The organism is Actinomycetospora cinnamomea (assembly GCF_003096675.1).
Classification (GTDB): domain Bacteria; phylum Actinomycetota; class Actinomycetes; order Mycobacteriales; family Pseudonocardiaceae; genus Actinomycetospora; species Actinomycetospora cinnamomea.
The window spans coordinates 319,799-332,188 of the sequence record NZ_QEKW01000003.1 but is presented as its reverse complement, the minus strand read 5'-3'; the positions used below and the strand labels follow the sequence as shown (position 1 = coordinate 332,188).

Annotated in this window: 14 protein-coding genes and 1 tRNA gene; 12 read left to right on the top strand and 3 right to left on the bottom strand. The window is 72.6% G+C overall.

Annotated elements, in window-relative coordinates; all coding sequences use genetic code 11:
• Nucleotides 1-20 precede the first annotated feature (20 nt).
• Nucleotides 21-476 carry a MaoC family dehydratase gene (locus C8D89_RS08520; RefSeq protein ID WP_116707656.1) on the top strand — a complete coding sequence of 152 codons (456 nt, stop codon included), beginning with the start codon at nucleotides 21-23 and terminating at the stop codon, nucleotides 474-476.
• A gap of 12 nt (nucleotides 477-488) precedes the next feature.
• Here the strand turns inward: C8D89_RS08520 and C8D89_RS08515 are convergent, their stop codons facing one another.
• Entirely contained in the window at nucleotides 489-815 is a 327-nt protein-coding gene (locus C8D89_RS08515; RefSeq protein WP_116707655.1) for a GNAT family N-acetyltransferase, read from the bottom strand.
• A gap of 246 nt (nucleotides 816-1,061) precedes the next feature.
• Here C8D89_RS08515 and C8D89_RS08510 point away from each other — a divergent pair, with 246 nt between their 5' ends.
• The 3 genes from C8D89_RS08510 to C8D89_RS08500 all read left to right on the top strand — a co-directional run bounded on the left by C8D89_RS08510 (nucleotide 1,062) and on the right by C8D89_RS08500 (nucleotide 2,746).
• The gene (locus tag C8D89_RS08510) at nucleotides 1,062-1,940 is read left to right on the top strand and encodes an esterase/lipase family protein (RefSeq protein ID WP_133251845.1); all 879 of its coding nucleotides are present in this window, start codon (nucleotides 1,062-1,064) and stop codon (nucleotides 1,938-1,940) included.
• A 72-nt stretch (nucleotides 1,941-2,012) separates the two neighbouring features.
• Nucleotides 2,013-2,306, top strand: coding sequence for a WhiB family transcriptional regulator (locus C8D89_RS08505; protein WP_116707653.1), 294 nt, complete (start codon nucleotides 2,013-2,015; stop codon nucleotides 2,304-2,306).
• Nucleotides 2,307-2,335: 29 nt separating this feature from the next.
• The gene (locus C8D89_RS08500) at nucleotides 2,336-2,746 is read left to right on the top strand and encodes an OsmC family protein (RefSeq protein ID WP_116707652.1); all 411 of its coding nucleotides are present in this window, start codon (nucleotides 2,336-2,338) and stop codon (nucleotides 2,744-2,746) included.
• Nucleotide 2,747: 1 nt separating this feature from the next.
• On the opposite strand, the gene C8D89_RS08495 is transcribed toward C8D89_RS08500, so the two are convergent.
• A complete protein-coding gene (locus C8D89_RS08495; RefSeq protein ID WP_116707651.1) occupies nucleotides 2,748-3,524 on the bottom strand; it encodes an SDR family NAD(P)-dependent oxidoreductase in 777 nt (258 codons plus the stop codon).
• Between the two features lie 663 nt (nucleotides 3,525-4,187).
• Complete coding sequence (locus C8D89_RS31085) at nucleotides 4,188-4,493, bottom strand: hypothetical protein (protein WP_423716866.1); 306 nt, start codon at nucleotides 4,491-4,493, stop codon at nucleotides 4,188-4,190.
• Between the two features lie 166 nt (nucleotides 4,494-4,659).
• On the opposite strand from C8D89_RS31085, the gene C8D89_RS08485 reads away from it, so the two are divergent.
• The 8 genes from C8D89_RS08485 (at nucleotide 4,660) to C8D89_RS08450 (ending at nucleotide 12,385) form a co-directional block, all read left to right on the top strand.
• Nucleotides 4,660-4,734 (top strand) — tRNA-Leu (locus C8D89_RS08485).
• A gap of 210 nt (nucleotides 4,735-4,944) precedes the next feature.
• Nucleotides 4,945-5,580: an ANTAR domain-containing response regulator gene (locus C8D89_RS08480; protein ID WP_116707650.1), complete on the top strand. Its 636-nt coding sequence runs from the start codon at nucleotides 4,945-4,947 to the stop codon at nucleotides 5,578-5,580.
• A gap of 195 nt (nucleotides 5,581-5,775) precedes the next feature.
• Nucleotides 5,776-6,963 (top strand): branched-chain amino acid ABC transporter substrate-binding protein, encoded by a 1,188-nt coding sequence (locus C8D89_RS08475; protein ID WP_165825601.1) that lies wholly within the window; start codon nucleotides 5,776-5,778, stop codon nucleotides 6,961-6,963.
• 165 nt (nucleotides 6,964-7,128) lie between these two features.
• Nucleotides 7,129-8,346 carry a branched-chain amino acid ABC transporter substrate-binding protein gene (locus C8D89_RS08470; protein WP_243417949.1) on the top strand — a complete coding sequence of 406 codons (1,218 nt, stop codon included), beginning with the start codon at nucleotides 7,129-7,131 and terminating at the stop codon, nucleotides 8,344-8,346.
• A 250-nt stretch (nucleotides 8,347-8,596) separates the two neighbouring features.
• Nucleotides 8,597-9,583, top strand: a complete 987-nt coding sequence (locus C8D89_RS08465) for a branched-chain amino acid ABC transporter permease (protein WP_116707817.1) — start codon at nucleotides 8,597-8,599, stop codon at nucleotides 9,581-9,583.
• Nucleotides 9,580-10,749 carry a branched-chain amino acid ABC transporter permease gene (locus C8D89_RS08460; protein ID WP_116707648.1) on the top strand — a complete coding sequence of 390 codons (1,170 nt, stop codon included), beginning with the start codon at nucleotides 9,580-9,582 and terminating at the stop codon, nucleotides 10,747-10,749. The genes C8D89_RS08465 and C8D89_RS08460 overlap by 4 nt, the downstream gene beginning before the upstream one ends.
• The gene (locus C8D89_RS08455; protein ID WP_116707647.1) at nucleotides 10,746-11,669 is read left to right on the top strand and encodes an ABC transporter ATP-binding protein; all 924 of its coding nucleotides are present in this window, start codon (nucleotides 10,746-10,748) and stop codon (nucleotides 11,667-11,669) included. The genes C8D89_RS08460 and C8D89_RS08455 overlap by 4 nt, the downstream gene beginning before the upstream one ends.
• Complete coding sequence (locus tag C8D89_RS08450) at nucleotides 11,666-12,385, top strand: ABC transporter ATP-binding protein (RefSeq protein WP_116707646.1); 720 nt, start codon at nucleotides 11,666-11,668, stop codon at nucleotides 12,383-12,385. Before C8D89_RS08455 ends, C8D89_RS08450 begins: the two co-directional genes overlap by 4 nt.
• The last annotated feature ends 5 nt before the right edge of the window (nucleotides 12,386-12,390 follow it).

Genomic DNA, 12,390 nt, shown 5'->3' with positions numbered 1-12,390 from the left:
CGGTCCGGTAGACCACGGGCATGGAGACCTTCCACGGACGCGAGGAGCTCGTCGGGTCGCTCGGGCGCGAGCTCGGGCCGGGGGAGTGGCTGGAGATCGGCCAGGACCGCATCGACGGGTTCGCCGACGTCACCGGCGACCACCAGTGGATCCACGTCGACCCGGAGCGGGCGTCGACGGGCCCCTTCGGCGCGACGGTCGCCCACGGGTTCCTGACGCTCTCGCTCGTCCCGCTGCTGCTCGACGGTCTGCGCCGGGTGGAGGGCACGCGGATGGGGCTGAACTACGGCCTCGAGCGCGTGCGCTTCCCCTCGGCGGTGCGCTCGGGCAGCCGGGTGCGGGCCCGCTCCACCCTCGTCGACGCCACCGACGTCGGCGACGGCGGTGTCCAGCTCGTCACGCGGGTGACGATCGAGGTCGAGGGCTCGGCGAAGCCGGCCTGCGTCGCGGACGTCGTCACCCGCGCCTACTTCTGAGCGAGCAGGGTCCTAGGCGACGGCGCCGACGGCCCCGACCCGCCGGGCGTGGGCGGGATCGAGGAAGCGGGTGTCGACGCCCGCCTGCCGCTCGGGGTGCGCGTGCAGGAACGCCCGCACACGCGGGCAGAGCGGCACGATCCGGTATCCGCGGTCCCGCAGCATCGCCAGCGCCCCGTCGAGCAGTGGCACCGCGTGGGCCTCGTCCACCTCGCTGTAGGCGAGGACGGCGGCGTCGGCGCGCAACCCGTACTCGACGAAGCCGATCGACACCCCGCCGCGACGAATCTCGACGCGGGAGCGCGCCGCCGCGTAGGCGACCTCGAGCACCTCGTCCATCGATCCCCCGACCCTGTGTGTGGCCCTGAACACACAGGGTCGTCGCTGCGACCGGTCGGCGCAAGAGCACGGTCGTTTACCGGGGTGGGGACGGCAGCACAAGAGGCCGACGGTCCTTCAACCGCGGCGAACGGTCCTCGTCCCCGGGGGAGGAGGGGCCGGACGGGCGTGTGCGTGCGATCGTCCGGGTACCCGCGAGTTCGACCGGGTCGCGGAGAGGCGGCGCCGGCCGAGGAGGTGGTCGTCATGGACGCCCCCACCGCGACGTCCGTGCGTCGCTACGAGACCGATCCCACCCCGGCGATCGAGACCCTCCCCTTCCCACCCTGGTGGCTCACCGCCACCGACATCGGCCGCGCGTGGCTCGAGGTCGCCGCGTGGCACGCCGTGCGCCACGTCCTGCCCGACGGCGGACGCGGCGACGGGCGGCCGGTCCTCGTCATCCCCGGCTTCATGACCAGCGACATCACGTGCAACGCCCTGCGCGCGCACCTGCGCACGCGCGGCTTCCACACCCACCGCTGGACCCTGGGCATCAACCAGGGGTTCACCGACGCCATCCTCGACGGGCTGCTCGAGCGCCTCGACGAGGTCCACACCCGCCACGGGCGGCCCGTGGCCATCGTGGGCTGGAGCCTCGGCGGGCTCATGGCCCGCTGGCTCGCCCAGGTGCGTCCCGACGCCGTCGAGCGCATCGTCTGCCTGGGCTCCCCGTGGCGCCCGGAGGCCGAGATCAACCGCGTGAGCAGGGCGTTCCGCGCCGCCGAGCGGCACTGGGGCTTCTCGGCCGACACCGACGAGATCATCGACCTCATCCGGCGCCCGGTACCCGTCCGCTCCGTGGCGCTGTACTCGCCGTGGGACGGGCTGCTGCACGGCGACGGATGCCGCCAGGACGAGGCGGAGCTCTGCGAGAACGTCGTGATCCCGGGCGGGAGCCACTGCGGGCTCACCCACAATCCGGCCGCGATGGTCGCCGTGGCCGACCGCCTCGAGGTGCCCCTCGACGCGTGGCGACCCTTCAGCTGGGTGCGCGCACTCTCCGACGGCGTGGTCGGGCGGCGGGGCCGGCGTGGCGCGGGACGGCCCGGCCCGGTCCCCGTGGGCGACGCCGTGGCCGCCTGACCCCGCGAGACGGGGATCTCACACCGACACTCGGTGACGAGGTGTACGACGGTCGGTAGGAGGTGTGCATCAATGGCTGATGTCTCCCGGCTGCCGTGGGCGATCAACGACCACTGGGACTGGCAGCGCCATGCCGCGTGCCGTGGCATGAACTCGGAGGTCTTCTTCCATCCCGACGGCGAACGCGATCCCCGGCGCAGCGAACGCGTGGAGGCGGCCGCGCGGATCTGCGCGGGATGCGCGGTGCGCGAACCGTGCCGTGACTGGGCCCGCCGCGTCGCCGAGCCCTACGGGGTGTGGGGTGGCGAGGGTGAGCAGGAACGCCGCGAACACCTCGCCCAGGCCCGGCGCGGCCGCACGGCCTGAGCCCGCTGCCGCGTGGCAGGCTGGGGTCCATGGACGCGCCGGGGGCGTGGGCCCGGGGTCGCCTCCCGGACGGTGACGGTCGCGTGGTGTCGCTGGACATCAACGGCTTCACCCTCGACTGCACCGTTCCCGCCGACGGCGGCGAGCCCGAGGGCGCGACGTCGTTCGGGCTGCTGGCCGCCGCGCTCTCCGCGTGCACCGCGATGTCCGTGCGGACCTTCCTCCAGCGCTTCGACCTCGCCCGAGCCACGGTCGAGGTCGACGTCTCCCTCGAGTCGGGCCCACCGCCGGTGCTGCACCGGCGGGTGGGCCTCGCCGCCGACCTCGACCGGGACAGCCGCGAGCAGCTCGCCGCCGTCGTCGACTCGACCCCGGTGACGGTGCTGCTGCGCGACGCCCTGGTGATCGTCACGCGCCTCGACGTGGGCGCACCGGCCTGACCTACCGCGGGACCTTGGTGAACACCCGGTGCGCCGCGGCCTTGACCTGGTCGGGCAGCAGCCCGTTGACCAGCGCCTGCGCCTTGACCATCGGCGACCCGCCGACCACCGTCGTGCGGCCCTTCTCCAGCGCCGCGTAGCCCTGGGCGGCCACCTTGGCGGGGTCGTCGGTGGCCGACCGGGCGATCAGGGTGCCCTCGAGGCCGGCACGGCGGAAGAAGTCGGTGTTGGTCGGACCGGGCATCAACGAGGTGACCGTGACGCCGGTGTCGCGCAGCTCGTCGGCCAACGCCTCGGCGAGAGACTGCACGAACGACTTCGCGGCGTTGTACACCGGCTGGCCCGGCCCGGGCATGGTCGACGCGATCGACGAGGTCAGCAGCAGCTTGCCGTGCCTGCGCTCCTTCATGTCGGAGAGCACGAGGTGCGCGAGGTGCACCACGCTGCGGACGTCGACGTCGACGACGCGCAGCTGGTCGGCGACCGGCGCGTCGAGGAACGCCCCGCCCTGGCCGACCCCGGCGTTGAGGGCAGCGGCGTCGAGCGGCCGGGGGATGGCGCCGGCCAGCTGGGCGACGCCCTCCTCGGTGGCGAGGTCGGTGCGCACCGCGATGACCTCACCGCCGTGGGTGCGCAGCGCGGTCGCGGCCTCCTCGACGGCGGCGTCCTCGGCGTTGACGACGAGGTCGTAGCCGTGGCGGGCGAACTCGTGGGCGAGCTCGAGGCCGATGCCCCGCGAGGCGCCGGTGATCAGTGCGAGCGGACGTGGTTCGGGCATCCCGAGGCCTACCCGGTCGCGGGTCGGCGTGCACCGAGCGTCAGTGCGGCGGGCGGGCACCCTCGGCGTGCCGGGCGGCCTTGACCGTCTCCGGGTCGTGGGGTTGTCGGCGGCCTGCTGCTGCCCGACGCGCCGCCGGAGACCATCGCGAGGGGACGGGACGTGATGCGCTCGCTCCTGTTCGTCGGGTGCTGCCCGTGGGGGCCGCAGCGCACGCTCTCCGGACCCCGGCGTGCATCAGGCCTTCGGACCGACGACGACATCGAGCGCGGCAACGCCCGCACGCGTCGAAACGGATATGACGTCGCGGCGGGATCGTCGCCAGGGGATATCGAGCCGGTCCAGGACCCGGATGCAGAGGCCGAGAAATGCCCTCCGACTTGTTGGAGAAGTGGTAACGGGGGTACTCGTAGCGGCGCATACCCGACGTCGTCCGCTTGAGCGTCCAATTCACTCCCCGGCATCCGTCGGAGTGGAACAGGCCGCGAAGGAACCGCCCCGGGTACCGATCGACGATCTCGGCCTGCCAGGGCTCCAGCCCGATGCTACGGGTGTGCTTTCTGCCCGATCCGTGCTGTGGGACCAGGCAGGGCCAGTGGGTCGAGTAGCTCTTGATCTCTCCGCACCCGATCCTCGGAACGGTGCACACCGATGAGGAGGGCATCACCGCGCGAAGGGCCCGCCGTACCTCCGAGGCGACGGTCGGCCGGCTATCGGCGCAGTAGACGGACAGCGAGGCGACGGCGCGGCGGCCGATGTTGATGTAGCCGTCGCCGAGATAGGCGCCGAGCAGATAGGCGTACTGCTCCTCGTCGAGGGGGATGGAGCGCAGCGAGGGCAGGTGGCGTCGCGCGCGTACGCGCGGGCCACCCGCCCATCACCACGGCACCAGCGGCCGATCGTGGAGACGGGCACCCCGAGGCGGCGCGCGATCTCGGCGGGACGATCGCCTGCGGCGGCCAGCTCCATGGCCCGGTCGACGATGGCTCTCGGATGCACAACCCGCAGGATGCAGGCCTCCACCGACAGCCCCGGCTGGTCCGCTACGTCCCGTCGGGAACACGCCGGAGCCGCCGCCTATGCTGCCGTGATGACTGCACCGCACGCGGAGGCGAGCGGGCAGTGCTCATCAACGGCCCCCGTAGCCCAAACGGCAGCAGGCAGCGGATTCAAAATCCGTCCAGTGTGGGTTCGAGTCCCACCGGGGGCACGCAGGACCCACGCCGCGGCAGGCGTGACGCGGGGGTCGGCGCGAGGAGCATCACGATCGGCTCCCGCGATCCGGCCGGTACTGTCGCTGAATCGAAACGGCCTGCCCGTCCCGGTCGTGACGGACCGGCGGGCGGACGGCCGCCCGGGCTCGACGCAGCGTGGCGCCATGCGGGGCGGCGCGACGACGCGCGAGCACGAGGAGCCAACCATGAGCCAGTCGGCCGACATCTCCCCCGGGACCGAGGGCGCCGCCGATCCCGAAGGTGCGCCCGCCGCGGGCCTGCGGGTCGTGGTCGCGGAGGACGAGGCGCTCATCCGGCTCGACCTCGTCGAGATGCTGCGCGAGGAGGGCTACGACGTCGTCGGCGAGGCCGGCGACGGCGAGGAGGCCATCCGGCTGGCGCGCGAGCTGCGCCCGGGCCTGGTGATGATGGACATCAAGATGCCGGGCACCGACGGCCTCGAGGCCGCCCGCACGATCGCCGGCGAGCGCCTCGCTCCGGTCGTCATGCTCACCGCGTTCAGCCAGCGCGAGCTGGTCGAGTCCGCGCGGGACGCGGGGGCCATGGCCTACCTGGTCAAGCCGTTCTCCAAGACCGACGTCGTGCCCGCCATCGAGCTCGCCGCCACCCGGTACGCGGAGGTCGCCGCGCTGGAGGCCGAGGTCGCCGGGCTCACCGAGCGGCTGGAGACCCGCAAGGCCGTCGAGCGCGCCAAGGGCCTGCTGATGGCCAAGAAGAAGATGTCGGAACCCGACGCGTTCCGCTGGATCCAGCGCACCGCGATGGACCGCCGCACCACCATGCGCGCCGTCGCCGACGCCGTCGTGGAGACGTTCGGCTGACGCTACGCAGCGTGAGACGTCCGCGGGTGACACCCCGTCGTCCACTCGCTCCGCAACGCCCTGACCAGCACCGACTCGGTGTTCCCGTCCCCGCGTCGGGCGTCCCCCGACGGTGACCTACCGTGGGCCCCCGCCACGAGTCGGACGGGGCGGGGAGGTCGAGGGCGCGTGCGACGGGGTCGTCGGGTCGGGGCGGTGGGAGCCGTCGTCACCGTGGTCGCGCTGGTGCTCGCGGGCTGCGGGGGGTCGGGATCCTCCGGCGACGCCCGCGACTGCGACACCAGCCGCGGGACGCTCGTCGTCGGTCTCGTCGCGCCGCTCTCCGGTGAGCTCGCGTCGGTCGGCCTGGGCATGAAGAACTCCGCGGACCTCGCGGTCAACCAGGCCAACGCGCGCTGCGCCGTGCCGGGCTACCACCTCGCCGTGCAGAGCCAGGACGACCGCGCCGACCCCGCCACGGGCGCCGCCGCGGCCGCCACCCTCGCCCGCGACCCCTCGCTGATCGGGGTGCTCGGTCCGTTCAACTCCTCGGTCGCCCAGGCCGTCGCGCCCGTGCTGGGCGAGGCGGGCATCGTGCAGATCTCGCCCGGCAGCACGGCGACGACCCTGACCCGCGGCGCCAACCCCGTCACCGCGCCGCTGCGCCAGTACCAGACGTTCTTCCGCACCGTGGCCACCGACGCCGTCCAGGGACCCGCGGCGGCGACCTACCTCGCGCGCGTCGAGGGCAAGCGTCGCGTGGCGGTGGTCTCCGACGGCAAGACCTACGGTGAGGGCATCGCCGAGGAGTTCGCCAAGCAGCTCGTCACCGAGGGCGGAGAGGTCGCCGTCCGCGTCACGGCACCGCCGGGGACCCCGCGCGACACCGTCGTGTCCCGGGTGGCCGGCGCGCGGCCGGACGCCGTGTTCTACGGCGGCGAGTACCCCGAGGGCGGGCCGCTGTCCGCGGCGCTGGCCGCGGGCGGGGTGTCGGCGCCCGTCATGGGCGGCGACGGCGTGGTCAACCCGGGCTACATCACGGCGGGTGGTCGCGAGGGCGACCTGGGCACCTCCATCGGCCCGCCCCCGGAGACCGTCCCGGCCGCGCAGGGCTTCGTCGAGGACTACCGCCGCGCCGGCTATCCCGAGAGCTTCGGTTCGTACGGTGCATCCACCTTCGACGCCGCGAACGTCCTCGTGGACTCCGTCGTGCGGACGCTCGGTGAGGATGCCGACTGGAGCCCCGCGCTGCGGCCCGCGATGGTCCGCTCGGTCCAGGGCTTCTACGGGGACGGCATCACGGGGCCCTTGTCGTTCGACCGCTTCGGCGACGTCAGCACCGACGCGGTCACGGTGTACCGGGTGCAGGCCGGCCGGTGGGCGGTCGTCGGCCCGGCCGACTGATCGTCACGGCCCCCGCAGCGGATCTCCGCGCGGATCTCCGACGATCGGGACGTCACGGTGCGGACACCGTGCGCATGCGCTTGCGTCGCAGCGCGCGCACGCCTATATCTTCCACCCGACCGGGCGAGCGGCTTCACGCGGACCCGACGTGGACCTTGACGGCACGTGACGGAGGTGGACGTGATCCGACGACGGCTCGCAGCTGCGGGCGCGCTCGTGGCGGCGGCGGCCCTGGTGCTCAGCGGCTGCGCCAACCAGGGGGGAGGCGAGCAGCAGGGCGGGGGCCCGCAGGCGGCGGCGCCGAGCCAGCCGACCGACGCCGTGCTGCCGGCCGGCAACGGGCAGGGGCGGTGCGCGCCCGGCACGTCGATCGGCTACGCGGGCACCATCGCGGGGCAGAACGCCGCGCTGGGCATCGCCATCGTCAACGCGGCGCAGCTCGCGGTCGACCAGCACAACCAGGCGAACCCCAACTGCCAGGTGACCCTGGTCCGTGCCGACACCGGCGGCACCCCGGACACCGCGGTGGGCCCGACCACGGCGCTCATCAACAACCCGCAGGTCCTCGGTATCGTGGGCCTGCCGTTCTCCGGCGAGTCCCGCGCGGTCGGCCCGGCCCTCAACGCGGCCGGCCTGGTCAACATCACGCCCTCGGCCACCAACCCCGGTCTGACCCAGAACGGCTGGACCAACTTCTTCCGCGGCCTCGGCAACGACGCGGTGCAGGGCCCGGCGATCGGCCGGTACATCCAGGAGCGCCTGGGCGCCCAGAACGTCTGCGTCATCAAGGACGACTCGGACTACGGCATCGGCCTCGCCGGCCAGGTCACCCAGACCCTCGGTCCGGCCGCCTCCTGCCAGGCCGACGTCAAGACCAACCAGCGCGAGTTCTCGGCGATCATCGGCCAGGTCCAGCAGGCCCAGCCGCAGGCGATCTTCTACTCGGGCTACTACCAGGAGGCCGCGCCGCTGATCCAGCAGCTGCGCGACGCCGGTGTCCAGACCACGTTCGTCGGTCCGGACGGCGTGAAGGACGAGCAGTACGTCGTCAACGCGGCCGGCTCGGCCGACGGCACGCTGCTGTCCTGCCCCTGCGTCCCGCAGGAGGGCTTCACCGACTTCACCAACGCCTACCAGCAGGCCTTCGGCGTCCCGCCGCAGACCTACTCGGCGGAGTCGTACGACGTCACCACGATCCTGCTGCAGGGCATCGACCAGGGGATCGCGGACCGGGCCGGCCTGCTCAACCACGTCCGCAACTACAACGGGCAGGGCCTCACCAAGCGGTTCCAGTGGAGCCCGAACGGCGAGCTCGCCAACACCCCGGTCTGGATGTACCGGGTGCAGGGCAACCAGATCGTCACCGACAGTCAAATCGGCTGACCCTGCTGCCGCCGCCCTCGAGGTGATCGACACCCCGGCCGCGTCCCCGCGCACCGTCGCGCGGGGGCGCGGCCGTCGGGTGCCGAGACCCCGGTGACCCGGTGCCACACTCGCGCACGACCTGACCCCGCACCCTCCCGTGCCCGCCGGCGGCGGGCGCCCGACGCCCCCGCAGGAGCGCGTCATCTCTCCCGTCCTCGGTCTGGCGGTCCTCGATCCAGCCGTCCTCGATCCAGCCGTCCTCGCGCCGCTGGTCGCCCCCAGCGAGCCCTGGATCAACTTCGACGTCGGTCTGCTCGTCGACCGGTTCTGGGCGAACACGATCAACGGCCTGGCCTACGGCAGCATCTACGCGCTCGTCGCGCTGGGCTACACGCTGGTCTACGGCGTGCTCCAGCTGATCAACTTCGCCCACTCCGAGATCTTCATCCTCGGGGTGTTCGGCGTGTACCTGACGTTCCTGGCCCTGGGCTTCGAGCCGGGCGCGATCCCCGACCTGCCCCTCGGCTTCATCATCGTCGACCTGATCCTCGCCGGACTGGTGGCGATGGTCGTCTCCGGGCTCGCCGCGGTCCTGCTCGAACGGACCGCCTACCGCCCGCTGCGGCGGCGCAGGGCGCCCCGTCTGGCGTTCCTCATCACCGCCATCGGGGCGTCGTTCGTCCTGCAGCAGCTCATCCGCATCTGGCGGGGTTCCAACCCCGAGGGCACGATCCGCCTGCTGCCGCCCACGCCGGTGTTCGAGATCTTCGGTGCGCCGGTGACGAACCTGCAGATCCTCATCTTCGTCGCGTCCCTGGCGATGTTCGTCGTCGCGGACACGTTCGTGAACCGCACCCGGCTGGGCCGCGGCATCCGCGCGGTCGCCCAGGACCCGGACACCGCGACGCTGATGGGGGTCAACCGGGAGCGCGTCATCACCATCACGTTCCTGGTCGGCGGCCTGCTCGCCGGGGTGGCCGGGCTCTTTTACCTCATGACGATCCCGCAGGGCGCGGTCTACAACGGCGGCTTCCTGCTCGGCATCAAGGCGTTCACCGCCGCGGTCCTCGGCGGGATCGGCAACCTGCGCGGCGCCCTGCTCGGCGGGCTGATCCTGGGCGTGGCCGAGAACTACGGGCAGAGCCTGTTCGGCGGCGACTGGCGCGACGTGGTGGCCTTCGTGCTGCTGGTGGTCGTGCTCATGTTCCGGCCGACCGGCATCCTGGGCGAGTCGTTGGCGAGGTCGCGGGCATGAGACACCGGATGTCGCAGATCTCGGCGTTCTGGAACGCCCGCAGCCGCGTCCAGCAGTGGGGCCTGCTGGTCCCGGTCGTGGTGTTCCTGCTGTGGCTGCCGGTGCTCAACCCCCCGTTGATCACCACCGAGCCGGCCACCGACTTCCCGATCGCCCTGTTCAACGCCGCGGTGCTCGCGCTGATCGCCATCGGGCTCAACGTGGTGATCGGCCAGGCAGGCCTGCTCGACCTGGGCTACGTCGGCTTCTTCGCCATCGGGGCCTACACGACCGCCCTGCTGTCGAGCCCGGACTCGCTGCTCGGGGTGCGCTACCCGTGGCTGGTGATCGTCCCGATCGCCATGCTCGTCACGATGATCTCGGGGGTCATCCTCGGGACGCCGACGCTGCGGCTGCGCGGCGACTACCTGGCGATCGTCACGCTGGGATTCGGCGAGATCGTGCGGCTGCTCGCCGACAACATCGACCCGCTGCGCGGCAACCGGGGCTTCCAGAACATCGCGCGTCCCGAGGCCACCTACCCGGACGGCTCTCCGGTGTTCAGCCAGACCGACGTGCTCGGCTTCTACTGGCTCGCGGTGTGCCTGATCGTCATCGTCCTGATGCTGATGGGGAACCTGGAGCGCTCTCGGGTCGGTCGCGCCTGGATCGCGGTCCGGGAGGACGAGGACGTCGCGGAGCTCACGGGCGTCCCGACGTACCGCTTCAAGATCTGGGCCTTCGCGATCGGCGCCGCCGTCGGCGGGCTCTCCGGCGCGCTGTTCGCCGCCCAGGTCGGGTACGTCAACAACCAGCGCTTCGACGTCGCCACCTCGATCCTCTACCTCGCCGCGGTGGTGCTCGGCGGGTCGGGCAACAAGGTGGGGGTCATCGTCGGGGCGTTCCTCGTCTCCTACATCCCCGACCGGTTCCAGTTCGAGCCGCAGTACCGCTTCCTCGTCTTCGGTCTCGCCCTGATGGTGCTCATGGCCTTCCGACCCCAGGGCCTGCTGGGCATGCGCCAGCACCTGCTGACCTACGGGCGGCAGGCCTACCGCCGGCTCTTCGGTGCGGGGGCGGCGGTCGCGCCGACGGGGATGACCGCGTCGACGCGGGCGGCCGGTGACCTGCCCGAGGTGAAGCCCGACGACCACGCCGGGACCTCGCCGCGTGGGGGTGGCGAATGACGTCCGGGGACACGACGTCCGGGGAGGGGCTGCTCGAGTCCCTCGAGCACATGGGTGCCGCCGAGCGCGCCGAGCACGACGCCGAGGTCTCGGCGGCGGTCGCCCCCGGGCGCGAGATCGCCGTCGGGCAGGGGGAGACCCTGCTCGCCGTCGACGCGCTGACGGTGCGGTTCGGCGGCCTGACCGCGCTCGACGACGTGACGTTCGACGTGCGCCGCGGCGAGATCCTCGGGCTGATCGGCCCGAACGGCGCCGGCAAGACGACCTGCTTCAACATCATGACCGGCGTCTACCGTCCGACGTCGGGCGACATCCGGCTCGAGGGCCGGTCGCTGGCGCGGATGAAGCGCTACCGGATCATCCAGGCCGGGGTGGCGCGGACGTTCCAGAACATCCGGCTCTTCGGCGCGATGACGGCGCTGGAGAACGTCGTCGTCGGCACCGACGCGCGGCACCGCACGTCGATCCCGGGCGCCCTGCTGCGCCTGCCGCGTCACCGTCGCGAGGAGCGCGAGGCCGTCGAGAAGGCGATGGCGCTGCTGGAGTTCGTGGGCATCGCGCACCGGGCCGCCGACCCGGCCACCGCGCTGCCCTACGGCGACCAGCGCCGTCTGGAGATCGCCCGCGCCCTGGCGACCGAGCCCAAGCTGCTGTGTCTCGACGAGCCGGCGGCCGGGTTCTCGGCGGCGGAGAAGGACGCGCTGTCCGAGCTCATCCTGAAGATCCGCGACGACGGGTACACGGTCGCCCTCGTCGAGCACGACATGCGCGTCGTCCTCGGCGTCACCGACCGGATCGTCGTGCTCGACTTCGGGCGCAAGATCGCCGACGGCCTCCCCGACGAGGTGCGGCGCGACCCGGCGGTGGTCGCGGCGTACCTGGGCGGCACGGTCGAGGACGCGGAGGACCAGGAGCCATGAGCCTGCTCGAGCTCGACGACGTGCACGTCGCCTACGGGCGCATCCAGGCCCTGCGCGGGATCACCCTGCGCGTCGAGGAGGGCCAGATCGTCGCCCTCATCGGGGCGAACGGCGCGGGCAAGACCACGACGATGCGCGCGATCTCGGGGATCCTCGGCCTGCAGTCCGGTTCGATGCGCTTCGACGGCCAGGACCTCACGGCGATCCGCGCCGACCTGCGCGTGGTCCGGGGCATCAGCCAGGTGCCCGAGGGCCGCGGCATCTTCCCGGGCATGACGGTGGCCGAGAACATCGACATGGGTGCCTTCGTGCGCAAGGACCGGCGCAGCGCGCAGTTCGACGCCGACCTCGCCCGCGTGTACGAGCTGTTCCCGCGCCTCGCGGAGCGCCGTTCCCAGGTCGGCGGCACGCTCTCCGGCGGCGAGCAGCAGATGCTGGCGATCGGCCGCGCGCTGATGGCCCGGCCGCGCCTGCTGCTGCTCGACGAGCCCTCCATGGGGCTGGCGCCGCAGTTCATCGCGCAGATCTTCCGGGTGATCGAGGAGATCAACGCCGAGGGCACCACCGTCCTGCTCGTGGAGCAGAACGCCACCCAGGCCCTGGGCCTCGCGCACGAGGCCTACGTGCTCGAGACCGGTGAGGTCACCCGCAGCGGCACGGGCGCGGAGCTCCTCGCCGACCCGACGATCCAGGACGCCTACCTGGGCGTGACCTGACGTCG

What these genes read in the sequence shown, in the direction of transcription:
- C8D89_RS08520 (WP_116707656.1), top strand. Translation starts at nt 21, where the DNA reads ATGGAGACCTTCCACGGACGCGAGGAGCTCGTCGGGTCGCTCGGGCGC.
- C8D89_RS08515 (WP_116707655.1), bottom strand. Translation starts at nt 815, where the DNA reads ATGGACGAGGTGCTCGAGGTCGCCTACGCGGCGGCGCGCTCCCGCGTC.
- C8D89_RS08510 (WP_133251845.1), top strand. Translation starts at nt 1,062, where the DNA reads ATGGACGCCCCCACCGCGACGTCCGTGCGTCGCTACGAGACCGATCCC.
- C8D89_RS08505 (WP_116707653.1), top strand. Translation starts at nt 2,013, where the DNA reads ATGGCTGATGTCTCCCGGCTGCCGTGGGCGATCAACGACCACTGGGAC.
- C8D89_RS08500 (WP_116707652.1), top strand. Translation starts at nt 2,336, where the DNA reads ATGGACGCGCCGGGGGCGTGGGCCCGGGGTCGCCTCCCGGACGGTGAC.
- C8D89_RS08495 (WP_116707651.1), bottom strand. Translation starts at nt 3,524, where the DNA reads ATGCCCGAACCACGTCCGCTCGCACTGATCACCGGCGCCTCGCGGGGC.
- C8D89_RS31085 (WP_423716866.1), bottom strand. Translation starts at nt 4,493, where the DNA reads ATGGAGCTGGCCGCCGCAGGCGATCGTCCCGCCGAGATCGCGCGCCGC.
- C8D89_RS08480 (WP_116707650.1), top strand. Translation starts at nt 4,945, where the DNA reads ATGAGCCAGTCGGCCGACATCTCCCCCGGGACCGAGGGCGCCGCCGAT.
- C8D89_RS08460 (WP_116707648.1), top strand. Translation starts at nt 9,580, where the DNA reads ATGAGACACCGGATGTCGCAGATCTCGGCGTTCTGGAACGCCCGCAGC.
- C8D89_RS08455 (WP_116707647.1), top strand. Translation starts at nt 10,746, where the DNA reads ATGACGTCCGGGGACACGACGTCCGGGGAGGGGCTGCTCGAGTCCCTC.
- C8D89_RS08450 (WP_116707646.1), top strand. Translation starts at nt 11,666, where the DNA reads ATGAGCCTGCTCGAGCTCGACGACGTGCACGTCGCCTACGGGCGCATC.